This window comes from Haloarcula limicola (assembly GCF_010119205.1).
In the GTDB taxonomy this organism is placed as follows: Archaea; Halobacteriota; Halobacteria; order Halobacteriales; family Haloarculaceae; genus Haloarcula; species Haloarcula limicola.
On record NZ_WRXM01000001.1, the window covers coordinates 1,012,539 to 1,034,916 of the forward strand.

General features: G+C 68.4%; 19 protein-coding genes. 10 read left to right on the forward strand and 9 right to left on the reverse strand.

Annotated elements, in window-relative coordinates:
- Nucleotides 1-47 precede the first annotated feature (47 nt).
- The 6 genes from gltB to GO488_RS05285 all read right to left on the reverse strand — a co-directional run bounded on the left by gltB (nt 48) and on the right by GO488_RS05285 (nt 10,076).
- Entirely contained in the window at nt 48-4,601 is a 4,554-nt protein-coding gene (gltB, locus tag GO488_RS05260) for a glutamate synthase large subunit (protein WP_162316741.1), read from the reverse strand.
- Between the two features lie 194 nt (nt 4,602-4,795).
- On the reverse strand, nt 4,796-5,212 hold the full coding sequence (locus tag GO488_RS05265; RefSeq protein ID WP_162316742.1) for a CBS domain-containing protein: 417 nt from the start codon (nt 5,210-5,212) through the stop codon (nt 4,796-4,798).
- A gap of 135 nt (nt 5,213-5,347) precedes the next feature.
- Nucleotides 5,348-6,604 carry a Glu/Leu/Phe/Val family dehydrogenase gene (locus tag GO488_RS05270; protein ID WP_162316743.1) on the reverse strand — a complete coding sequence of 419 codons (1,257 nt, stop codon included), beginning with the start codon at nt 6,602-6,604 and terminating at the stop codon, nt 5,348-5,350.
- Between the two features lie 302 nt (nt 6,605-6,906).
- Nucleotides 6,907-7,674 carry an NAD-dependent epimerase/dehydratase family protein gene (locus tag GO488_RS05275; protein ID WP_162316744.1) on the reverse strand — a complete coding sequence of 256 codons (768 nt, stop codon included), beginning with the start codon at nt 7,672-7,674 and terminating at the stop codon, nt 6,907-6,909.
- Nucleotides 7,675-7,839: 165 nt separating this feature from the next.
- Entirely contained in the window at nt 7,840-9,294 is a 1,455-nt protein-coding gene (gene proS / locus GO488_RS05280; protein ID WP_162316745.1) for a proline--tRNA ligase, read from the reverse strand.
- Between the two features lie 59 nt (nt 9,295-9,353).
- Complete coding sequence (locus GO488_RS05285; protein ID WP_162316746.1) at nt 9,354-10,076, reverse strand: ATP-grasp domain-containing protein; 723 nt, start codon at nt 10,074-10,076, stop codon at nt 9,354-9,356.
- Between the two features lie 54 nt (nt 10,077-10,130).
- Between GO488_RS05285 and GO488_RS05290 the strand changes: the two genes are divergently transcribed.
- The 4 genes from GO488_RS05290 to GO488_RS05305 all read left to right on the forward strand — a co-directional run bounded on the left by GO488_RS05290 (nt 10,131) and on the right by GO488_RS05305 (nt 13,488).
- Nucleotides 10,131-10,496 carry a DUF7471 family protein gene (locus GO488_RS05290; RefSeq protein ID WP_338401336.1) on the forward strand — a complete coding sequence of 122 codons (366 nt, stop codon included), beginning with the start codon at nt 10,131-10,133 and terminating at the stop codon, nt 10,494-10,496.
- Between the two features lie 37 nt (nt 10,497-10,533).
- Nucleotides 10,534-11,037: a winged helix-turn-helix transcriptional regulator gene (locus tag GO488_RS05295; protein ID WP_162316747.1), complete on the forward strand. Its 504-nt coding sequence runs from the start codon at nt 10,534-10,536 to the stop codon at nt 11,035-11,037.
- Between the two features lie 80 nt (nt 11,038-11,117).
- A complete protein-coding gene (locus GO488_RS05300) occupies nt 11,118-12,386 on the forward strand; it encodes a DUF7405 family protein (RefSeq protein ID WP_162316748.1) in 1,269 nt (422 codons plus the stop codon).
- A gap of 52 nt (nt 12,387-12,438) precedes the next feature.
- A complete protein-coding gene (locus GO488_RS05305) occupies nt 12,439-13,488 on the forward strand; it encodes a DUF7350 domain-containing protein (protein WP_162316749.1) in 1,050 nt (349 codons plus the stop codon).
- Here GO488_RS05305 and GO488_RS05310 read toward each other — a convergent pair.
- Nucleotides 13,474-13,968 (reverse strand): DUF7984 family protein, encoded by a 495-nt coding sequence (locus GO488_RS05310; RefSeq protein ID WP_162316750.1) that lies wholly within the window; start codon nt 13,966-13,968, stop codon nt 13,474-13,476. The genes GO488_RS05305 and GO488_RS05310 overlap by 15 nt on opposite strands.
- Before the next feature lie 129 nt (nt 13,969-14,097).
- Here GO488_RS05310 and GO488_RS05315 point away from each other — a divergent pair, with 129 nt between their 5' ends.
- The 5 genes from GO488_RS05315 to GO488_RS05335 all read left to right on the forward strand — a co-directional run bounded on the left by GO488_RS05315 (nt 14,098) and on the right by GO488_RS05335 (nt 20,161).
- Nucleotides 14,098-14,862, forward strand: coding sequence for a hypothetical protein (locus GO488_RS05315; protein WP_162316751.1), 765 nt, complete (start codon nt 14,098-14,100; stop codon nt 14,860-14,862).
- Nucleotides 14,862-16,160, forward strand: coding sequence for a hypothetical protein (locus tag GO488_RS05320; protein WP_162316752.1), 1,299 nt, complete (start codon nt 14,862-14,864; stop codon nt 16,158-16,160). Before GO488_RS05315 ends, GO488_RS05320 begins: the two co-directional genes overlap by 1 nt.
- A gap of 210 nt (nt 16,161-16,370) precedes the next feature.
- Entirely contained in the window at nt 16,371-18,275 is a 1,905-nt protein-coding gene (locus GO488_RS05325) for a beta-CASP ribonuclease aCPSF1 (RefSeq protein WP_162316753.1), read from the forward strand.
- 374 nt (nt 18,276-18,649) lie between these two features.
- Nucleotides 18,650-19,072: a disulfide bond formation protein B gene (locus tag GO488_RS05330; RefSeq protein WP_174242482.1), complete on the forward strand. Its 423-nt coding sequence runs from the start codon at nt 18,650-18,652 to the stop codon at nt 19,070-19,072.
- Nucleotides 19,073-19,129: 57 nt separating this feature from the next.
- A complete protein-coding gene (locus tag GO488_RS05335; protein WP_162316754.1) occupies nt 19,130-20,161 on the forward strand; it encodes an aldo/keto reductase in 1,032 nt (343 codons plus the stop codon).
- Between the two features lie 32 nt (nt 20,162-20,193).
- On the opposite strand, the gene GO488_RS05340 is transcribed toward GO488_RS05335, so the two are convergent.
- Nucleotides 20,194-21,015, reverse strand: coding sequence for an endonuclease III domain-containing protein (locus GO488_RS05340; protein WP_162316755.1), 822 nt, complete (start codon nt 21,013-21,015; stop codon nt 20,194-20,196).
- Nucleotides 21,016-21,074: 59 nt separating this feature from the next.
- On the opposite strand from GO488_RS05340, the gene GO488_RS05345 reads away from it, so the two are divergent.
- A complete protein-coding gene (locus GO488_RS05345; protein WP_162316756.1) occupies nt 21,075-21,926 on the forward strand; it encodes an SDR family oxidoreductase in 852 nt (283 codons plus the stop codon).
- A 12-nt stretch (nt 21,927-21,938) separates the two neighbouring features.
- On the opposite strand, the gene GO488_RS05350 is transcribed toward GO488_RS05345, so the two are convergent.
- Nucleotides 21,939-22,364, reverse strand: a complete 426-nt coding sequence (locus GO488_RS05350; protein WP_162316757.1) for a DUF371 domain-containing protein — start codon at nt 22,362-22,364, stop codon at nt 21,939-21,941.
- Nucleotides 22,365-22,378: the final 14 nt, after the last annotated feature.

The window sequence follows — 22,378 nt, forward strand, 5'->3', positions numbered from 1 at the left end:
CGAAACGCGTCCGAGGGAGCGGAACGCGCCCAGCATCGCGGCCGCCGTCAGTCGTCGGAGGAGGCCGCGAAGTCCACCTCGTCGCCGGCGTCGGCCGGGGCCGACGCGGCGGCGGGCGGTTCGTTGCGCACGTCGTCGCGCTCCCGGTCGCTGATGACCTCGGCGTAGGCGTCGGGCATCACCTTCGTGAAGTTCTCGACTTCGGCGTCCCACTCGTCTAACAGCGCCGCCGCCTTCTCGGAGCCCGTGTAGGCCGCGTGGTTCTCGACGAGGCGGGAGATCATCCCCCGGTCCTTGCCCTCTAGGCCCTCCTCGATGGAGACCATGCCGGTGTTGGCCTGGTCGGCGAGGTTACCCTCGGGGTCGTAGACGTAGGCGACGCCGCCGGACATCCCGGCCGCGAAGTTCTTGCCGGTGTCGCCGAGGACGACGATGGCACCGCCAGTCATGTACTCACAGCCGTGGTCGCCGACGCCCTCGACGACGCCCTTGACGCCTGAGTTTCGCACGGCGAAGCGCTCGCCGGCCTGCCCGTTGATGTAGGCCTCGCCCTGGGTCGCGCCGTACAGCGCGACGTTGCCGACGACGATGTTCTCGCTGGCCTCGTAGGACGCCTCCGCGGGCGTGTTGACGACGAGTTTGCCGCCGGAGAGCCCCTTGCCGACGTAGTCGTTGGCCGTCCCGGTGAGGTCCATCGTCACGCCCTGCGCGAGGAACGCGCCGAAGGACTGGCCCGCCGTCCCGTTCAAGTCGACCCGGACGGTGTCGTCCGGCAGGCCGTCGCCGCCGTACTCCCGGCAGATGCGGTTCGACAGCGTCGCGCCGACGGCCCGGTCGACGTTGTCCACCTCGGTGTCGACGGCGACCGGTTCGCCGCTCTCGAAGGCGGACTCGGCCGCGTCGATAAGGTCCCAGTCGAGCTGTTCGTCGACCTCGTGGTCCTGTTCGCGCTGTTTGTAGCGGCCGTCGTTGTCGACCGGCTCGGCGATGACCGACGAGAGGTCGATCTTCTCGGCCTTCGGCTGGCTCACGTCGTCTCGCTGTTCGAGGACGCCGACCCGCCCGATCATCTCCTCGATAGTCTCGAAGCCGAGTTCGGCCATTATCTCGCGGAGCTCCTGTGCGACGAACGTCATGTAGTTGATGACGTGCTGTGGCTCGCCGGGGAACCGGCTCCGCAGATTCTCGTTCTGCGTGGCGATGCCGACCGGGCAGGTGTTCTCGTGGCACTGTCGGGCCATCACGCAACCGGACGTGACCAGCGAGGCGGTCCCGAACGTGTACCCCTCGGCACCGAGCAACGCGGCGACGGCCACGTCGCGGCCGGTCTTCATCCCGCCGTCGGCGGTGACTTTGATGCGCGAGCGCAGCCCCGTCGCGCGGAGCATCTGGTTGGCCTCGGCGACGCCCAGTTCCCACGGCAGGCCGGCGTTCTTGATGGAGGTCTTCGGCGACGCGCCGGTCCCGCCGTCGTGGCCCGAGATGTGGACCACGTCGGCGTTGGCCTTGGCGACGCCGGCCGCGATGGTGCCGATGCCGTCCTCGGCGACCAACTTGACGTTGATGTCGGCCTCCGGATTGCTGGCCTTCAGGTCGTGGATGAGCTGTTTGAGGTCCTCGATGGAGTAGATGTCGTGCAGCGGCGGCGGCGAGATGAGGCCGACGCCCGGCGTCGCGTAGCGGACGTGGGCGATCATCTCGTTGACCTTCTTCCCGGGCAGGTGACCGCCCTCGCCGGGTTTGGACCCCTGTGCCATCTTGATCTGGAGCTCGTCGGCCGATTCGAGGTAGTGGGCGGTGACGCCGAAGCGACCCGAGGCGACCTGCTTGGTCGTGCACTCCTTCTCGGTGTCGAACCGCTCGGGCGGTTCGCCGCCCTCGCCGGTGTTGGCGTTGGCCCCCATCCGGTTCATGGCGATGGCGTTGTTCTCGTGCATCTCCGGGGAGAGCGACCCGAGCGACATCGCCGCCGTCTCGAAGCGCTTCACGATGTCGTCGACGGGTTCGACGTCCTCGATGGGGACGGAGTCGCGGTCCGAGTCCAGTTCGAGCAGGCCCCGGAGCGTCTGGAGCTGCTCGTTCTGGTCGTTGATGAGTTCGGCGAACTCCTGGTAGGTCCCGTAGTCGCCCATCCGGACGGCCTGTTGGATCTTACCGACCGTCTCGGGGTTCCACTGGTGGTGGATGCCGTTCGAGCGGAACTCGTACTCGCCCTGTCGGGGCATGTCGGGCTCCTCCTCGCTCCAGGCGACGTCGTGTCGCTGGAGGAGGTCCTCCTCGATGTCGTCGATGTCGATCCCCTCGGTCCGGCAGGTCGTCCCCTCGAAGTACTCGGCGATGAAGTCCGAGGAGAGGCCGACGGCCTCGAAGATCTGGGCGCCCTGATAGCTCTCGACGGTGGAGATGCCCATCTTCGCCATCGTCTTCAGCAGGCCGTCCTCGACGGCGGTGATGTAGGCGTCGATGGCCTCCGAGAGGTCCGCGCCGTCCGGCCCGGCGACGAGGTCGTCGATGGTCTGATAGGAGAGGTAGGGGTTGACCGCGCCCGCGCCGTAGCCGATGAGCGTCGCGAAGTGATGGACCGCACGCGGGTCGCCGGACTCGAGGACGAGCCCGACGTGGTTGCGCAGGCCGTTGCGGACGAGGTGGTGGTGGACGCCGCCGACCGCCAGCAGCGACGGAATGGGAACGCGGTCCGGGCCGGCGTCTCGGTCCGAGAGGACGACGACGTCGTGGTCCTCCGCGGCGGCGTCGGCCTCGGCGCGCACGTCCTCGACGGCCTCGCGGAGGTCGGTGCCGCGCTCGTAGGTGATGTCGACGACCGCCGTCGACATGCCGTTCTCGTCCAAGTCCTTGATGGCCGCCGTCTCCTCGTCGGTGAGGATGGGCGAGTCGAGGACGAGTTGCCGGGCGTGGTCCTGCGACTCGTCCAGTAGGTTGCGCTGGTAGCCGAGTCGGGACTCCAGCGAGGTGACCAGTTCCTCGCGGATGTAGTCCAGCGGCGGGTTGGTGACCTGCGCGAACAGCTGCTTGAAGTAGGTGAACAGCGGGCGATTGAACTGCGAGAGCACCGACAGCGGCGTGTCGTCGCCCATCGACCCGACCGGGTCCTTCCCCTTCTCGGCCATCGGTTCGATGAGGTGGTCCACCTCGTCGTAGGTGTAGCCGTACATGGCCTGCTGGCTCCGCAGGCCGGCGGCCTCGGTCTGGGGCGTGTTGTCCTCGCGGGCGGCGATGTCGTCGATGTCGACCTGCTCCTCGGCGACCCACTCGCCGTACTTCTCGTCGCCGATGTCGTCGAACACTTCGGCGTCGGGGATGACCCGTCCTTCCTCGGGGTCGGCGAGGAAACACTGCCCCGGCTGGAGTCGGCCGCGTTCGGCGATCTCACCGGCGTCGTGGTCGAGCGCGCCGGCCTCCGAGGACATCACGAGCGTGTCGTCCTCCAAGACGTCGTAGCGACAGGGGCGCAGGCCGTTCCGGTCGAGGACGGCACCGATGCGCTCGCCGTCGGTCGCCGCGACCAGCGCGGGGCCGTCCCACGGTTCGACCAGCGAGGCGTGGTAGTCGTAGAAGTCGCGCCGGTCGCCGGTCACGTCGTTCATCTCGCCGCGCCACGCCTCGGGGATGAGCATCCGGAGCGCGTGCGGAAGGTCGCGGCCGCCCTGTAAGAGGAGTTCGAGCGCGTTGTCGACGCTCGCGGTGTCGGACTGGTCGGGGTCGTCGATGATGGGCTTGATCTTTCCTATCTCATCACCGAAGCGCTCGCTCTGGATGTCCGTCTCGCGGGCCCGCATCCAGTTGATGTTGCCCTGGATGGTGTTGAACTCGCCGTTGTGGATGATGCGGCGGTAGGGGTGTGCGAGGTGCCACGCGCCGAGCGTGTTCGTCGAGAAGCGGGCGTGGACCATCGCGAAGGTAGATGTCAGGCGCTCGTCGGCGAGGTCCGGGTAGTACTCGGGGAGCTGTTCGGCCTTCAGCAGCCCCTTGTAGACGACGACGTCTGTCGCCAGCGAGACGACGTAGAAGCGCTCGTGTCCGGCCGGTCGCTCCTCGCCGACGGTGTTCTCGAGGACGCGGCGGCCGACGTAGAGCTGGTTGTCGAGTTCCTGGTCCGTCTTGCCGTCCTCGGACGTGACCGCGAACTGGGCGACGGCGGGCTCGGCGTCGAGTGCGGTCTGTCCGATGTCCGCGTTGTCCGTCGGGACGTCGCGCCAGTCCAGGACGTCGAGTCCCTCGTCGGCGAGTTCCGTCTCGACTAAGTCCTTCAGCTCGGCGGCGTCGTCCTCGTCTCGCGGCAGAAAGAGCGTCCCGACGGCGTACTCGCCGGGGTCGGGGAGATCGGCGTCCAGCTCGTCGGCGAAGAAGTCGTGGGGCAACTGGAGCATGATGCCCGCGCCGTCACCGGTGTTCTGTTCGGCCCCCGTCGTCCCTCGGTGTTCGAGGTTCTCGAGGAGTTGCAGGCCGTCCTGTACCGTCTCGTGGTCGCTGCCGCCGTCGAGGTCCATCACGACCCCGACGCCGCAGTTCGACCGGGAATCCGTGGGGTCTACGAGCCCGGCCTCGCTCGCAGCCTCGTCGCTGTCGTGTCGCTCAACCATGTGTGCGCGCTACTAGTGGAACACCTCATAAAAGGATGGTCCTGAAGGTATTAGCGTTGTTAGACCACATATTAGGGCATATATATTTATAACGATAGATTGCAGTCTATTCAGTTCGACATGACGGCGAGAGCGGACGACGGCGACGCCGCTCGGATGGGGGTGCGGAAAACGAGACCGAACGCGCGTCTGTGCTAGTTCTGGGCGCGTGCCGGCGACGGCTCTTCGATACCGGAGACGTAAGCGGTGAGGTCCGTGGTCGTCAGCATCCCGACGACGCCCTCCGTCTCGTCGGTGACCGGGACGTGGTGGATCCCGTTCGCTATCAGGGTGTCAGCGACGGATTCGACGGACTCGTTGGCCGTCGTCGTCACGACGTCGGTGCTCATGTACTCGGAGACGGGTATCGAGTCCGTCTCCCCGCCCTGTGCGGCGATGCGAACGAAGTCAGTCGACGTGACGATCCCCTCCAGTTGGCCCGCGTCGTCGACGACCACGACGGAACTGATGTTCTCCGCGATCATCTTCTCGGCGACAGACGCCGCCGACGCGTCCGCCGATACCGTCTGTACGGGCGAGGACATCAGGCGACCGACAAAAATGTCATCCATGGGTATCGGTATCATCTCTCCTTGGATAAGTTTGTCGTCTCCAGCGATTCGCGACGAGAACCGTCCGGCGTACAGTCGCCGGGCGAGAGGTCGGAAACGAATCGAGAGGCCGTCGTCTTCGGCCGTTCGAACGGACTACGGCCAGACGTCGGCCTGTTCGGCCGCCTCGACGACGCGGTCGATCGCGACGACGTAGGCGGCGACGCGCATGCTCGGGAGGTCGTGTTCCTCGTAGGCGTCGACGAGCGTGTCGAACTGGTCGACCATGATCTCTTCGAGTTCGTCGTTGACGCGCCCCTCGTCCCAGTAGAAGCGCTGGCGGTTCTGGACCCACTCGAAGTACGAGACCGTGACGCCGCCGGCGTTGGCCAGGATGTCGGGGACGACGAGCACGTCCTCGTCTTCGAGCACGTCGTCACCGGCCGGCGTGATGGGGCCGTTGGCCGCCTCGGAGATGACGTCGGCCTGAACTCCCCGTGCGATCTCCTCGTCGATGGCGTTCTCCAGCGCCGCCGGGATCAGCAGGTCGACGTCCAGCTGGAGCAGTTCGTCGTTGGTGATCTCCTCGTCCGCGTCGGGGTACTCCACGACGCTCCCGGTCTCTCGCTTGTGTCGCTTGGCGTCGACGGCGTCGATGCCGTCCTCGCTGTAGATACCGCCGCTGGAATCGGAGACGGCGACGACGTCCGCGCCGAGCTCCTCGGCGAGCTTCGCCGAGATCCAGCCGGCGTTCCCGTAGCCCTGGACGGCGACGGTCGCGTCCGAGATGTCGCGGCCGAGGTAATCGAAGGCCTCGCGGGCGGCGATGACCGTCGAGCGCCCGGTCGCCTCGACGCGGCCCTCGCTCCCCCCGCTCGAGATGTCCTTCCCCGTGATGACGCCGGGTTCGGTCGTGTTCTCTAGGGTCTCGTAGGTGTCCTTGATCCAGTTCATCTCGCGCTGGCCCGTGTTGACGTCCGGCGCGGGGATGTCCCGGTCCTCACCGATGAGCGGCGTCAGTTCCTCCGCGAAGGCGCGAGTGATGCGCTCCAGCTCGGATTCGGAGTACTCAGCGGGGTCGATGACGATGCCGCCCTTGCCGCCGCCGAGGGGGATGCCGGCCGTCGCGGTCTTGTACGCCATCCACCCCGAGAGGGCCTTGACCTCGTCGCGGGAGACGTTCGGGTGATAGCGGATGCCGCCCTTGTAGGGGCCGCGGTCGCCGTTGAACTGCGAGCGATACGCGCGGAACACCTCGATAGAGCCGTCGTCCATCTCGACCGAGAGGTTCGTTTCGAGGATCCGCTCCGGGTTCTTGAGCCTCTCGAGCATTCCCTCGTCGACCTCGATGTGCTCGGCGGCCTCGTCTACCTGTTCCTGAAAGCTCTCGAACGGGTTGACCGAATCTCCCATATATGAACGAACGCGCAGGGGTATTTAAAAAGAATTCGAAGTATTACCACCTCTCGCAGTTAACGGGCAAGAAATGACATAGTACAGGTATAGTGAGGTAATACAATATAATGCCGACCCAACTCATAATATCTCCGATAGGGTTCGCATATCTAACAGCATCTCGCCTCGAACATCATCGCCGTCTGTCGTTTGTCTGCCCCGAGTCTGACGGTGATTTATATACGACCGCGTGTCACTCGACACTGGGGGCGCGGAGAAAGTCACACGCTCCCTCAGCCCCACCTTTCGCGACGTCGAAGCTACGATTCTGCGAGGACTGCCGCCGCGTCGTCGCGCGGCTGGTAATCGAGCGCTACGACCGTCTCAGCCAGCGTCAGATACCGGTCCTCGTTCCGCGAGATGGCGTTGGCGACGAGCGGCGAGGTCGGGAGCGCGTGGCGAACGGCGGCGGAGACGAGGGACCGGCAGTCGCGCGGACTCAACCACATCGCTCGAGCGAACCGATGGCGAGCGGCCGGACCGGCCCGTGTGGCGCGGAGCTCCGCCTCCGTCATGAGCCACCCGAGCCGGAGCGAGACGACGTCGACGCCGTACCGGTCGGCGTAGAGGGACCCTATCGCCTCGCAGGCCGCCTTTGCGACGCCGTAGTACGAGTCGGGTCGGAGCGGATCCTCGGGGCCGACCACCGTGGACAGCTCCTCCGTCAGCGACTCCATCTCACCGGGGTCCTCGCGGTTGTACATCCCGACGACGTGACTCGTGCTGGCGACGACGATCCTATCGAGGTCGTTTCGGCGGGCGGCCTCGAAGGCGTTGTACGTTCCCCGGACGTTCTCGCCGTGCGCGGACGTCCACCCTCCCTCGCTCGCGGACTCCCACGCCAGATGAAGGAGCGTGTCGGTTCCGTCGAGCGCTTCGACGAACGCCGATTCGTCGGTCACGTCGAGAGCGGCCCCGTCGACGTGCGGCGCTTCCCGCTGCGTGTATAGCTCTCGCTCCTCCTCGTCGAATACGTCTCTGACTACGTCACCGACCGCGCTGGCAGCCCCAGTGACTGCGATTGTCATTACCAACCACGACAGCCACGGGAAAGTTTGTTACCCGAACGATATTCGGCGATAAGCGCGCCGTACAGGCCGATAGCGGCAGTCTACTCGTCTGCTGATCTGAGCCGTTTCGGCGTGTCGTGTCGGGGTGACGACGGCCACCGACCGCCGCGATGACGCCCCTACTCAGTAGCTCTTGGCGAAGTACGCCGTCTCTTCGGCGTCTTCACCGCAGATCGCGCACTCGTCGTGGATCGGCTCCTCGTCGCGGTCGAGGGGGACCATCACGATCTCGGCGGCGATGGCGTCTTTGATTGGGTCCTCGCAGTCCTCGTCGCCGCACCAGCCGCATTTGACGTAGCCGCCGTGCTGGCCGATGGTGCCGAGGATCTCCTCTCGGGAGTCAGCCTCCCGAATCTCGCCCTCTAAGGTCTCCTCCGCGCTGGCGTACAGTTTCCCGTGGACGGTGTCGAGGTGCTCTCGAACGGTTTCGGCGATGCCCTCGCGGCCGACGGTCTCCTGTTCGCCGTCGGGGCGGTGAGCGAGCGTCGCCTCCCCGTCGTCGACCTCGTGGGGGCCGATCTCGACCCGGAGCGGGACGCCGTTGAGCTCGTGTTCGTTGAACTTGAAACCGGGATTGCGGTGCTCGCGGTCGTCGAGTTCGACGCGGACGCCCGCCTCTTCGAGTTCCGCGGCGAGGTCGGCGGCGTATTCGATCACCTCGTCTTTGTTCTCCTCCTGCCAGATGGGGACGACGACGACCTGGTCGGGGGCCAGCGCGGGCGGCAGGACGAGTCCCTGGTCGTCGGAGTGAGTCATGATGAGCGCGCCCATCGCACGCCACGAGATGCCCCATGACGTGGTGTGAGCCGTGTTCTCGTCCTCGTCGGCGTCGGCGTAGGTGATGTCGAACGCCTCCGCGAAGGAGGTCCCAAGATAGTGCGAGGTCGCGGCCTGCACCGACTTCCCGTCGGGCATCAGCGCCTCGATGGAGGTGGTCGTGTGCGCGCCGGGGAACTTGTCGTGTTCGGGCTTGCGGCCCTTCAGCGGCGGCAGCGCCATCACGTCCTCGTAGAGGCGGGCGTACTGCTCCAGCCGGGTCATCGTCTCGTCCCACGCGCCCTCCTCGTCGGTGTGGGCGGTGTGGCCCTCCTGCCAGAGGAACTCCTTGGTGCGGAAGAACGGCTTGGTCTCGGTGGCCTCCCACCGGACGACCGAACACCACTGGTTGAGCCGCATCGGGAGGTCCCGGTGCGAGCGGGTCCAGTCGGCCATGAACGGCGCGATGATGGACTCGCTGGTGGGCCGCACGGCCAGTCGCTCTTCGAGTTCCTCGTTGCCGCCGTGGGTCACCCACGCCACCTCGGGGTCGAACCCCTCGACGACGTCCTTCTCCCGTTCGAGGTACGACTCGGGGATGAACATCGGGAAGTAGGCGTTCTCGACGCCGGTGTCCTTGAACCAGCCGTCGAGGTTGTCCTGAATGCGCTCCCAGATAGCGTAGCCGCGCGGTCGCGTGACGATGAACCCGCCCATGGGGGCGTAGTCCGCGAGGCCGGCCTTCTGGACGACCTCGGCGTACCACTCGCCGGGTGAATGCTCCTTGCTCTCCGTGATGCCGAGTTCCTGCTCGCCGCTCATTACCGGAATCGTGGCCGACGCGGCTAATAAACTCCCCGAAGGGTCGGGACGGCGTGTCACTACGCACCGAGCGTCGTCAGCGACGCCACGGAGTCGGCGATTCGCCGCTCCATCTCCGCGCCGGCGAAGCTCGGGACCGGCGTCGCCCCGAGCGCGTAGAACTCGCCGTCTTCGCCCCGCGTGAAATCGACCGCGACGGCGCGCGCGCCGAAGCGGTCCTGTAGCTCCCGGACCCGCGCGGCCAGCATGATGTCGACCTCCGTCGACTCGACCAGCGAGTCCGTCCCCGAGATCGACGTCCGAATCTTCAGCGCTCGCATGTGCGTCTCGCGGCCGTCGTCGACGGCGTAGTAGCGGTGGTCGACCGGGCCGTCCCTGACGTCTTCGACGTGGAAGTCGGCCTCGCCGAGCGAGGCCCCTCCGGTCCACGCGTACCGGCGGCCGGCGACGTACCCCTCGCTCGGCCCGTCGAAACGCACCTCGGGGACGCGACAGCCGACCGCCGACAGCGCGTCGAGCGAGACGAGGCGAGCGGACAGCGCCGTCGTCGCCGCGAAGCCGTTCCACGTCGGGACGCCCACCCGATCGGCGAACCGGAGCGCCGCGAACGCCTCGGGGTGGAGCACGCCGTTGACGAGCGCCGAGAGACCTGCTACCTCCCCGGGCGAGATCGGGTCGGCCGGCCGGCGGAACTCGACGTCGAACCCCCGCGCCGCCAGGCGTTCCGCGACCGGACCGAAGGCCGCGTGGTCCGGCTCGCAGACGAACCCGATTGTGTCCATGGCGGCGGGTCGAACGGCGGGCGTAAAAAACTCCGGCAGAACCGAGCGACTCAGGTGGCTCCGTCCCCAAACCCGACCATGATTCGGCCGGGTCACGTCGGCGTCCACTGGGGCGACTTCCACGCCGACTTCGCCGTCGTGCTCGCGGTGTCGGCCGTCGCGACGGCGGCGCTCTGTGCCCTCGGCCTCGCGGTGTACCGGCGGCGCGGATCGCGGGCCTATCTGTTGCTCGCGCTGGCGCTCGTCGCGCTGGTCGCCCGCCCGCTGGTGGCCGGGCTGGCGATGCTGGGGACCGTCAGTCCCGCGACCCACCACACGCTGGAACACGGGGCCGACGCCGTCGTCGTCGCGCTGGTGTTCGGGGCGGTCTACTACGCCCGCAGCGTCGAGAAGCGACTAGACAACGAGGAGGACACGTGACTGGAACAACAGCGGTACGGACCGAGGCGGAGGGACGATGAACGAGACGCGGCGGCGCATCCGCGACCACATCGAGCGGGACCCCGGCGTCCACTTCCGGGAGCTGACCCGGGCGCTGGATCTCGGGACCGGACAAGTGCAGTACCACCTCCGGAAACTCGACGACGTCGTCGGTGAATCGGTCAGCGGTCGGAAGCACTACTACCCGCCGGGCTACGACCCGTGGGAGCGGCGCGCGCTGGCGCTCCTCCGGCGCGAGACGGCCCGCGACGTGGTCGTGACGCTGCTGGAGCGAGAGACCGCTCGACCCGCGGCCGTCGCCGACCACCTCGGGATCGCCCGGAGTACGCTCGAACACCACCTCGACGGGCTCGCGGAGTGCGGCGTGGTCGAGAAGCGCCGGGACGCCGGCCGCGTGACCCTCGCGCTCTGTCGGCCCGAGGAGACCGCTCGCCTCCTCCGTTCCGCCGAACCGACCCTCCCCGAACGGCTGACCGACCGGTTCGAGCGGCTGGTGGACGGGCTGCTGGAAGACCCGTAGGACGGTACGAATCCGTCCCGTCCCCTCGTTCGACGCCCGTACCAGAACCCAATAAGGGGTGCAGTCCCTAGCGGGCGTCGATGACCGACCGCGGCATCTCCCGACGCGAGTTCGCCAAGAGCGCCGTCGCCATCGGCGGGACGGCCGCGCTCGCCGCCTGCCTCGACCGCGGCGCGCCCGACGTGCCCGAGGGGACGGACGACCCCGGCGGCTTGCCGGCCCGCCAGCACGCGTGGAACGCCTCCCTGGCGACCGACGACGCCGGCAACCCGCGCATGCCCCACCACCACGTCCTCCTGTTGCTCGACTACGAGGGCGACGGCGCGCCGACCGACGGCGACCGGAGACAGGTGGAGGAGGCACTGACCGGGCTCGAACGCGCCTACGAGTGGAGCAACGAGGGGCTGCTGTTCACGCTCGGGTACACGCCATCGTACTTCGAGCGCTTCGAGTCGGGGCCAACGGGCGTGGAGTTGCCGGCCCCGAAGGCCCTCGCCCCCTTCGAGGACCCCGCGTTCGACACGCCCGACGCGCTGTTGCACCTCGCCAGCGATCACGAGAGCGTCGTGCTGGCCGCCGAGGAGGCGCTGAAGGGCAACCGCGAGACGGTCAACGACCGCGAGGTGTCGGCGACGTTCTCGGGCGTCTTCACCGAGTCCGACCGTCGAACCGGCTTCGTCGGTCCCGGCCTGCCGGCGGACAATCAGGACGTCGAGGGGATTCCGGACTCCGACCCGGTCCCCGAGGAGTCGCCGCTGTTCATGGGCTTCAAATCCGGCTTCAAGGGAAATCAGGCCAGCGAGGACCGCGTGAGCGTCGACTCCGGCCCGTTCGCCAACGGCGCGACGGAGCACCTCTCGTTCATCCGCCTGCACCTCCAGCAGTGGTACGAACAGGACTCCCGAGAGCAGCGTGTCTCGAAGATGTTCTGCCCGGCCCACGCGGACGAGGACCGCGTCGAGGGCGTCGGCGAGAACCTCGGGACCGACAGCGGCATGGACGAGTGCCCGGAAGACGTCGTCGAGAGCAGCCGACGCGAGGGTGTCGCGGGCCACTCCCAGAAGATGACCCGGGTGCGCGAGGACGACAGTCCCCTGATACTCCGCCGGGACTTCGACTCGACGGACGGCGGCGAGGCGGGGCTTCACTTCCTCTCGCTCCAGCGGTCCATCGCCGACTTCGTGAACACGCGGGAGTCGATGAACGGCACCGACGTCGCCGAGAACTCGGCGGTCGGCCAGCGGGTCAACAACGGCATCCTGCAGTACATGACCGTCGAGCGCCGCGGGAACTACCTCCTGCCGCCGCGGGACCTGCGCGCGCTGCCGAGCGCCGACCCGAGCGCCTGATTTCGCCGCCCGTACCAGAACCGTCTTTGGGGGAAAGCCGATAGTCAGCGGCATGAACCGCCGTCGTTTTCTCGCCGGAACCGGCCTCGCCGGAGCCTCGCTGCTCTCGGGGTGCGGGTCGCTGCAGAGCCAGTCGACGCGTGCGCCGCCGCTGGTCGAGGACCGCCCCGACGCGACCTACTGGCCAACTCACGCCGAGGGGATGGGGATGGCCGGAATGGCGCAGGCGGGCGACTACATGGTCGGCCTGACCTACTCGTTCCCACACCGGTTCTGGACCGTGACCGGGACCGACGCGGAGAAGGTCGAGATCCAAAGCGACGACAGCCTCCACCTGATGGCGACGGTCTGGGACCCGAAGACCGAGATGGTCCTGCCGGTGAAAGCCGGAGTCTCCATCACGATTAAGCAGGACGGCGAGACGGTCGCCGACAAGTCGCCGTGGCCGATGATCTCACAGAACATGGGATTTCACTACGGCGACAACTACGCCCTCTCCGGCGACGGCCTCTACACGATCAGCGTCCGCGTCAACGGCATGTCCGAGCGCCGCCTCGGCGCGTTCTCCGGCCGATTCGGCGAAGCCGGCGAGGCCAGCGTCGAGTTCGACTTCTCGCAGTCGGCCCTGCGGGACCTCTCCTTCGAGGAGTTCCCCGACCAGCAGGGCGAGCGCAACGCGGTCGAGCTGATGGAGATGGAGATGATACCGACCTCGCAGACGCCCCCCGCCGGGCAGCTGCCCGGGTCGGTGCTGGGAACGAAGAAGGGGAACGACGGGGTGTACGCCGCGACGTGGCTGACCGAGGCCGACTTCCTCGGCGACGGCGAGTCGTATCTGGCCGTCTCGCCCCGCACGCCGTACAACCGCATTCCGTTGCCGATGATGTCGCTCGACGCGAGCGTCGAAGCGAGCGGTGAGACGGCCTTCGACGACGCCCTGAGCGCGGCGATCCACCCCGACCTCGGGTATCACTACGGCGCGGTCGTCCCCGCGACCGGTAGCGACCCCTCGGTCACCGTCGAGGTCATCGCGCCGCCGCAAGTGTCGCGCCACGAGGGCTTCGAGACGGCATTCCTGTCGACGCCGTCACTCTCGTTTTAGGTCGAGGGTGAATCGGCTCTCCCCTTCCTGCCACGACCACCCAGGAAGTCGGGTCTGGACGCCCGCCGCGAGCGCCGCGTCGAGGTCGTCGGCTCCCGCCGCGTCGCCCTCGTCGCCGTGGGTCCGCATATCGGCGACGTGGAAGGTCGCCTCCGCGAGCAGTCGAAGGGGCTGGTTCCCGGCCACCATCCCGGCGAGTTCGCGGCCGAGCAGTTCGTCGACGACGAATCCGGGGTAGTCCCCCTCGACGTCGAGCGTCCGGAGCAGGCGGACCAGCGCCGCGACGTTGACGGCCACGTCGCCGTCGGCGAACACCGCGTCGACGGCGTCGAGGTACGCCTCCTCGTCGATGGTCGCGACGTCCGTATCGAACAGCTCCCCCAGATGGTCGCGGGTCTCGTTGACCAGCGGGACCACTGCGCCGCGCCGCTCGCGGACCCACTCGTACTCCTCGGCGACGACCGCAGGCGTGACGTGCATGGGTCATCCTCGCGCGCCGCCGCCTTCGGTGTGGCGGCGGTTCCGCGCGCTCCGATCGGGCGTTCGATAGGTCAATCGAGATCGTAGCGAACAGGAGACTTATTCCGGTGGGCGAGCGACGCTGAGACGATGGTCCCTCCGACACGCCGACGCGTCCTCCACGGAGCCGCGGGCATCGCGGCCGCCTTATCGGGATGCGGCGAACTTCTCAGCGGGAGCGATAGCTCGACGCGGTCACAGCCGACCCCGACCGCCGGCGAGAGCGGCGAATCGAGCCGCGGAGACTTCGCCGGCAGCGAATCGGACCCCGCTTCCCTCGCGCTGCGGGTCGATACCGACCGCCCGCCGGTCTGGTTCGACGACCCCGACCGCGAGGACGGCGGGCGACCGACCCCCGCGGAGCACGGTGGGTACGGGTACTTCCGAACGCACGGGCTGGTCGACTCCGCCGACCGCGCCGGGCGCGTCTCGGTCGCCGACGTACCGGACCCGGACCGGATCCCGGCGTTCTTCGAGGCGACGGATTTCGACAGCGAGACGGTCTACGTCGAGAGCCAGCTGGTCGAGGAGTGCTTCCGCCTCGAACTCTGTAGCGTCTCGTGGAGCCCCGACGAGGTCCGGACCGACTACGGGCGGGTCGTCCGCCCCTACGACGACCGCTGTGAGGACGGCGAGAAAGTCTTCGCGGTGCGTTTCATCAGGATTCCGGCCGCCCTCGACGCCGAGGAAGTGAGCGGCTACGGCTCCTCTGTCGGAGCCGGGAGCTGTGGGAACCGACGGGCGCGGGCCGAGTTCGGCTCGTCCGAGGACGACGGCGACAGCGAGACGGCGACGGCAGACGGCAGCGAGACGCCGATCGAGCCGCCCGCGACGCCGACGGGAGGCGAGCAGTGATGCCCGCCGGAGACCGCCTGAGCCGACGCGGGATGCTCGCCGGGATCGGTGCAGTCAGCGCGGGCGCGCTCGCCGGCTGTGGCGGTATCGGCGACCTCACCGGGTCCGAGGGGACGGAGATACGGAGCCACGAGCTGCCGGCGGTCGACCCGGACGAGGACGGCCGACTGGTCGCGTCTGCCGTGCCCGTCGCCATCGACAGCGATCACCTCGCGGCCGCCCGCGACCGCGCCACCTCGCTGCTGGCCGAGTTGCCGACGCCGCTCGGCCCGGACGAGATCCCGAACGGGCACGTCCGGGGGCGGTTGCTCGGCGCGGCCGACGACGCGACCGACTCGCTCGACGAGGCGCGGCGCGCGCAGACCGACCTCGCAGCGATGACAGAACTCCGGCGGAGCCGCGAACGCGCCCGCTACGCCGCCGGCGGCTGGCGGTTCGCCGCCGGGACGCAGTCGCTCGACGGCCTTCGGACGGCCCGGCAAAACGCCGTCGGCGAGGCGCGGACGTTCGAGTCGTCCCGAGAGTACCGGGGGAGCGACCCCGTCAGGGCGGCGCTGGTCCACGCCCGCATCGAGGAGTTGCTGCGCCGTGCGACCGACGACGAACCCCCGCATACGGAAGCCGACGGCGGCGGGCTCCTGACCGTCGCCGAGTGGGCCGAGGAGGTCGAGACGGCGCGGGCGCTGCTCGCCGACGCTCGCCACCTCGATTCGCAGTTCGCGGCCTCGCTCTCCGCGGACGCCGGGACCGTCGAGGGACAACTGCGCCGCGCGGCGGAGGCGCTGCTCGCCGACGTTCGCTCGCGCCGAGAGGGCCTCCCACCGGAACCGACCGCCGACGACTGGGGCGTCCGAGAGCGAGCCGTTCACGAACTCCGGAGCGACGCCGACTACGGAGCGAAGCGCGTCGCCGACGCCGCCGGACCGGCCGACGCCGTTCTCGACGCCACGGGACGACTCGCCGCGTTCGCCGCGCTGGACAGCGTACTGGAGCGCGTCGAGTCGGGCGAACGGTTCGCCGTCGAGAGCGCCGCCGACGTCCGCCGGTACCGACAGACCGCCGTGGACGCAATCACCTCGACGCTGGCCGACAGCGCCGAACCGGGGTTGACTCGAACCGTCCTCACCGACGCCGCCGGCCGCGTCTGGAGCGCGGACTGGGAGAGCAGCCGTCTCAGCGGCGAGGTCAGCCCCGCGCGGCTGACCGACCCGGTCTCGTCCTATGTCGTCGCCGCGGCGCTGGCGCGGGCCGCGCCGAAAGCCAGCGAGCGGGCGGCCGAGGCGCTACGGACGGCCTGAGCGAGCCGGCAGCGGCGTCGCCCGCTCGGGTTCAGTGCGAAGTCTTTAATATTTCGAGCGGGCTACAGTCGGGTACACTCGGTTTTCCGGGCAGTTTCGCCTGGAGTTCACTCGCCGAATCAGGGATAACTGTATGACCGTATCACACGCTCGGTCCGGATCTGCCGACGGTGTCGACACCGCCAGCAGGCCGCCCACTCGTTCTACACTATGAGCACGGTAGACAAGCAACTCGAAGACGTACGAGCAACGATCGACGAAGAGGTCCCGAACTACATCTCCATCTCCGAGGTCACCTACGAGGGACCGGAACTGGTAATCTACACGCGCGACCCGAAGGAGTTCGCCTCGGACGGCGACCTCGTCCGGCGACTGGCGTCGAAGCTCCGGAAGCGCATCACCGTCCGGCCCGACCCGGACGTTCTCACGACGCCCGACACGGCCGAGGAGCAGATCCGGGACATCGTCCCCGACGAGGCCGGCGTCACCGACATCCAGTTCCTGGCCGACACCGGCGAAGTCGTCATCAAGGCCGAGAAGCCCGGCCGCGTCATCGGTCGCGGCGGCGAGACGCTCCGGGAGATCACCAAGGCCGTTGGCTGGACGCCCGACGTGGTCCGCACGCCGCCCATCGAGTCGCCCACCGTAGCCAACGTCCGCAGTTTCCTCACGCAGGAACGCGACGACCGGCGGGACATCTTGGAGCGGGTCGGCCGGCAGATTCACCGCGAGCCGATGTCCAGCGACGAGTGGGTCCGCATCACCACGCTCGGCGGCTGCCGCGAGGTGGGCCGCGCCGCCTACATCATCTCGACGGCCGACACGCGCATCCTCGTCGACTGCGGCGACAAGCCCGGCGAGCGGACGGAGAAGCCGTATCTGGACGTGCCCGAGGCCATCGGTTCCGGGGCGTCCTCGCTCGACGCCGTCGTCCTCACGCACGCCCACCCCGAACACGCGGCGCTGGTCCCGCTACTGTTCGACCACGGCTACGACGGGCCGGTGTACTGCACCGAACCGACGCGGGACTTACTCGGCCTGCTGACGCTGGATTACATCGGCCGGACCGACGAGAACGGCGGCAAGCGACCGTACGGCACCGACATGGTCCGCGAAGCGGTCAAGCACTGCATCACGCTGGAGTACGGCGACGTGACCGACATCGCGCCGGACGTGAAGCTCACGCTCCACAGCGCCGGCCACGTGCTCGGCTCCTCGGTGGTCCACTTCCACATCGGCGACGGCCTCTACAACGTCGCCTTCTCCGGGGACATCCACTACGACAGCACCCGCCTGTTCGACGGCGCGGTCAACGAGTTCCCCCGCGTCGAGACGCTCGTCCTCGAATCGACCTACGGCGGTCGCAACGACTACCAGACCGACCAGGACGACTCCGAGAGAAAGCTCAAGCAGGTCGTTCAGAACGCCGCCGACCGGGAGGGGACCGTCCTCGTCCCGACTCACGCCGTCGGCCGCGCACAGGAGCTCATGGTCGTCCTCGAAGAGGCGATGCGCCGCGACGAGGTCCCCGAGATGCCGGTGTATCTCGACGGCATGATCTGGGAGTCCACGGCGGTCCACACCACCTACCCCGAGTACCTCCGCGACGAGGTGCAGGAGCGCATCCACGACGCCGACCGGAACCCGTTCCTCGCCGACCAGTTCACCCCCATCGACGGCGAGGACCGCGAGGAGATCGCCGACCGCGACGAGGCCAGCGTCGTCCTCGCCGCGCCGGGGATGCTCACCCCCGGCCCGAGCCGGTCCTGGCTCGAACACCTCGCCGGCGACGCCGACTCGACGCTCACGCTCGTCGACTATCAGGCGAAGAACACGCTCGGCAGGCGCATCCAAAACGGCCAGCGCAAGGTCCCCGTCGGCGGCGGCGACAGCGTCCCGCTGGAGATGAACGTCGAGACCATCGACGGCTTCTCCGGCCACGCCGACCGGCAGGGGCTTGAGAACTTCGTGAAGACGATGCACCCCCGTCCCGAGAAGGTCCTCTGTGTCCACGGCGACGAGTCCGCCACGCAGGACCTCTCCTCGTCGCTGTACCACGACTACAACCTGCGGACGTTCGCGCCGGAGAACTTAGAGACGTTCCGGTTCAAATAGTACCTTTTTGCTTCGGGGGGTGTCCTCGGCCGCTTTGCGGCCTGTGGGCACCCCCCACTCGCAAAAATCTACGCTAAAAAGGCCGGAAGACGCGCCGAAGGCGCGTTTCCGGGGTCTGCCGGAGCGTAGCGACGGCAGGCTCGTCAGCGCTCTGCTCTGACGGCGAACCGGCGGCTTCGCCGCCGGATGCTCTTCCGTCTCCGCCTGCCCTTCCCCGTCTTCGTGAGCGGAGCGAACGAAGGCTCGTCAGAACGAAGTTCTGACGGCGTTCGCCAGCAATTAAACCACTGGCGAGGCCGACAGCAGCGCTCCGTGCGGTGTGGGAACGCACGCCGCACGGAACGCTTTTTCCGGAGCGGTGCGGTAGAGAGGCTGTGAGTCAGCCCTCCAGAACGGTCCCGCTCGGCACGCGACAGTTGCTCGGCTTCGCGACGCTCGTCGCCGCCGTCGCGACCGCGGGGAGCCTCTACTTCTCGCTGGGCGTCGGCCTGACGCCGTGTCGGCTCTGCTGGTATCAGCGAATCTTGATGTACCCGCTCGTGGTGGTGCTCGGCGTCGCCGCGTTCGAGCGCCGGGCCGAGGTCGCGCGGACGGTCCTCCCGCTCGCCGTCCTCGGCGGGAGCATCTCCGCCTATCACTCCTGGCTCCAGGTGAGCCAGTCCTCCTGCGGACTGGGCGCGGTGAGTTGCTCGGCGGTGGTGTACCGCGTCGTCGGCTTCTCCATCCCGAACCTCGCGCTGATGGCCTTCTCGCTCGTCGTCGCGTCCGTCGGCCTCGCGTGGTGGCAGCGGGGATGAATCTCGCGGCTTGCCGGGCGCATCAGCGTTTTAGCCGTCCGCTACATTGGCCCGTGCATGGAGTACACACGACTCGGGTCGACCGGGACGAAGGTCTCTGAGCTCTGCTTCGGAACGTGGCGCTTCGGTCGGGAGACCGGCGGCGTCGTCGAGACGGAGCGAGAGGAGGCCCACGAGCTGCTCGACGCGGCGTGGGAGCGCGGCGTCAACTTCATCGACACCGCGAACGTCTACGGCTCGCCCCACGGGACGAGCGAGGAGTTCATCGGCGAGTGGCTGGAGGACCACGACCGCTCGGACTTCGTCCTCGCGTCGAAGGTCTACTTCCCCTTCGACGGCTGGGGCGAACCCGGTCCGAACGACTCGGGACTGGGCCGCAAGCACATCCGAAATCAGATCGAGGGGACGCTGGACCGCCTCGGCACGGACTATCTCGACCTCTACTACATCCACCGCTGGGACGAGGAAGCGGACGTCGAGGAGACGCTCTCGACGCTCGATACCCTCGTCAGGAAGGGGAAGGTCAACCACCTCGGCGCGTCGACGATGGCCGCCTGGCAGCTGACGAAGGCGCTCTGGAAGTCCGACGTCGAGGACTTCGAGCGCTTCGAGGTCACGCAACCGCTGTTCCACGCGGGCTACCGCGACGACGTGAAGGACTACCTCGACGTCTGTGCCGACCAGGAGATGGCCGTCTGTCCCTACTCGCCGCTCGCCGGCGGCTTCCTCACTGGGAAGTACGAGCGCACGGACGACGACGACCCGACGGCCTTCGAGGGGCCGGAGGGCTCGCGCGGCTCGCTCGACGATCGCTTCGACGAGTACTACCTCTCCGAGCGCGGCTGGCACGTCTTAGACGAGGTCCGCGCCGTCGCCGACGAGCTGGACGCGACGCCCGCGCAGGTCGCGCTCCGCTGGCTCATCGAGCAGCCCGACTTCACCTGCGTCCCCATCGTCGGCGCGCGCACCGTCGATCAACTGGAGGAGAACGTCGGCGCGACGGACGTCTCGCTCTCCGACGACCAGTTCAACCGCATCGTCTCGGCCCGCTACGCCGAGGACGGCGAGCGCTGGGGCCACCGCCGCTGAGTTCGGGTTCCCGTCCGCTCCCCCTCGCGGACTCAGTCCATCGCTTCGGCCGGGTCGACGACCTCGCCGCTCTCGGGGTAAACGCCGACCTGATCGCAGACGTCCGCCAGCGGGCAGGCGTCGGGGTCGTCTAAGCACGCCGGCTTGCGCGCCGTGCAGTACTCCCGACCGAACTGGATCATCGCCGTGTGGCCGAAGCCGCACTTCTCGGCCGGCACCGCCTCCTCGAGCGCTGCGCGGACATCCTCGTGGTCCGCGTCGGCGGGCGCGAGGCCCATCCGCCGGGCGATGCGGTGGACGTGCGTATCGACGGGAAAGACGCCGCCGCGCCCGCCGGCGAAGAGGAGGACGCAGTCGGCGGTCTTCGGCCCGACGCCGTTCATCTCCAGCAGCCGGTCCCGGACCTCGCTCGGGTCGCCCCCTCTGACGAACTCGTCGAAGCCGGCCGCGCCGCCGAACTCGTCTCGGATCTCGTCGGCCAGCGCGATCATGCGCTCGGACTTCTGGTTGTAGAGCCCGGCCGAGGAGATGGTCTCGGCGAGTTCCCGCTGATCCGCTTCGGCGAGTGCGTCCGCTAAGTCGCCCGTGTTCGCCGGTCCGTCGCCACCGTACCGCTCCATCAGCGCGTCGTGAGCGGGTTGGCTCGCCACGTCGGAGGTGTTCTGGCTGAGGATCGTGCGGACCAGACACTCGAAGGCGTCGCGGCCGCCGTAGGTCTTTGTCCAATACAGTTCGCCGAGGCGGTCGACGACGGCTTCGGCCCGTGTGCCGGCCGTCTCCGGGTCGAAGGTCGCCTCCCGGCCGCCGCCCGCCGCGCCCCCGCTGATATTCTGTTCGGGTTCCCGATCGGCCATACTCGGACGACGGGCGCAAGCGGCAAAACCCCTTCACCCGGGGCGCGTAACGAGGGCGTATGACGCGAACGATTCTCGTGACCGGCGCGACCGGTACCGTCGGGTCGGCGCTCCGCGACGAACTGGCCGAGCGAGACGCCGTCGTCCGCGCGGCGACGAGGAGTCCACCGGGCGACGGTTCCGCAGACGAGTGGGTCGCCTTCGACTTCGGGAAACCCGAGACGTGGGGGGCCGCGCTGGAGGGGGTTGACGCCGTCTTCCTGCTTCGGCCGCCGGAGATGTCACAGGTCGGGCGGGCCCGGGAGTTCGTCGACGCGGCGGCTCGCGTCGACGCCGAACACTGCGTCGTCCTCTCGGTGCTCGGAGCTGACCGGAACCCGCTGTTGCCACACCGCCGGATCGAACGGCACGTCGAGTCGTCGGGGCTGTCCTACACGCATCTCCGACCCTCGTTCTTCACGCAGAACCTCCTCGAGGTCCACGGCGACGCGTTCGCGCGCGGCGAGATCCCGGTGCCGGCCGGCGACGGCGAGACGAGTTTCGTCGACGCCCGCGACGTGGGAGCCGTCGCCGCCGTCGCTCTCACCGAGTCGGGTCACGAGAACGCGGCGTACGATCTAACTGGGCCGGACGCGCTCACGTACGACGAGGTCGCCGCTATCGCCGAAGACGTGCTGGGTCACCCGGTCGAATACACTGACCCATCGCTCCCGTCGTTCGTCCTCCGAGAGGTGCGACGCGGCCGACCGCTCGCGTTCGCGCTCGTCATGTCGGGGATCTACACCACGGCGCGCCTCGGCCTCGCCGGTCGAGTGACGGACGACGTCTACCGAGTCCTCGGCCAAGAACCGCGGAGCGTCCGGGCGTTCTTCGAGGACTACGCGGCGGCGTTTCGCGAGAAGACGCGGTAAAGCAGAAACAGTTCAGGCGGGATCGACAGACAGAGTCAGCGTCAGGTCCGCGCCGTCGGCCAGCGCGGCAATGAGGTCGCGGTCCACGTCGCCCGCCGCCGCGTCCGCGTGGACCATCACCGTCCGGTCGTCGACGTAGTCGCTCGTCCGCAGGACGTGGCTCCGCTCGTCCTCGAAGGTCAGCTCGGGGTGGCCCGACCCCGTGACAGTGACGCTGTGGCCGTCGGCTTCCAGGGTGGCCGTGATCGCCGCGTCTCCGTCCTGGCACGCCGAGACGAACGCCTCGTCGAAGTCGGCGGGGACGGTGTCGGCCTCGATACCGAGGATGCAATCGCCAGCGGGCGTGAGGAAGTCGTCGCTGGTCACTTCGAGCGTGCTCGCGTGCTCGGCGGAGACGTGTTCGTGGCCCTGCGCGCGGACGACGACTTCGTGGGGCATGCGCCTCGGTAGCC

Coding starts and splice junctions, on each gene's coding strand:
- GO488_RS05315 (WP_162316751.1), top strand. CDS start 14,098: ATGGTCCCTCCGACACGCCGACGCGTCCTCCACGGAGCCGCGGGCATC.
- GO488_RS05300 (WP_162316748.1), top strand. CDS start 11,118: ATGACCGACCGCGGCATCTCCCGACGCGAGTTCGCCAAGAGCGCCGTC.
- GO488_RS05320 (WP_162316752.1), top strand. CDS start 14,862: ATGCCCGCCGGAGACCGCCTGAGCCGACGCGGGATGCTCGCCGGGATC.
- GO488_RS05325 (WP_162316753.1), top strand. CDS start 16,371: ATGAGCACGGTAGACAAGCAACTCGAAGACGTACGAGCAACGATCGAC.
- GO488_RS05310 (WP_162316750.1), bottom strand. CDS start 13,968: ATGCACGTCACGCCTGCGGTCGTCGCCGAGGAGTACGAGTGGGTCCGC.
- GO488_RS05295 (WP_162316747.1), top strand. CDS start 10,534: ATGAACGAGACGCGGCGGCGCATCCGCGACCACATCGAGCGGGACCCC.
- GO488_RS05270 (WP_162316743.1), bottom strand. CDS start 6,604: ATGGGAGATTCGGTCAACCCGTTCGAGAGCTTTCAGGAACAGGTAGAC.
- GO488_RS05340 (WP_162316755.1), bottom strand. CDS start 21,015: ATGGCCGATCGGGAACCCGAACAGAATATCAGCGGGGGCGCGGCGGGC.
- GO488_RS05350 (WP_162316757.1), bottom strand. CDS start 22,364: ATGCCCCACGAAGTCGTCGTCCGCGCGCAGGGCCACGAACACGTCTCC.
- GO488_RS05345 (WP_162316756.1), top strand. CDS start 21,075: ATGACGCGAACGATTCTCGTGACCGGCGCGACCGGTACCGTCGGGTCG.
- gltB (WP_162316741.1), bottom strand. CDS start 4,601: ATGGTTGAGCGACACGACAGCGACGAGGCTGCGAGCGAGGCCGGGCTC.
- GO488_RS05285 (WP_162316746.1), bottom strand. CDS start 10,076: ATGGACACAATCGGGTTCGTCTGCGAGCCGGACCACGCGGCCTTCGGT.
- GO488_RS05305 (WP_162316749.1), top strand. CDS start 12,439: ATGAACCGCCGTCGTTTTCTCGCCGGAACCGGCCTCGCCGGAGCCTCG.
- GO488_RS05265 (WP_162316742.1), bottom strand. CDS start 5,212: ATGGATGACATTTTTGTCGGTCGCCTGATGTCCTCGCCCGTACAGACG.
- GO488_RS05275 (WP_162316744.1), bottom strand. CDS start 7,674: ATGACAATCGCAGTCACTGGGGCTGCCAGCGCGGTCGGTGACGTAGTC.
- GO488_RS05335 (WP_162316754.1), top strand. CDS start 19,130: ATGGAGTACACACGACTCGGGTCGACCGGGACGAAGGTCTCTGAGCTC.
- proS (WP_162316745.1), bottom strand. CDS start 9,294: ATGAGCGGCGAGCAGGAACTCGGCATCACGGAGAGCAAGGAGCATTCA.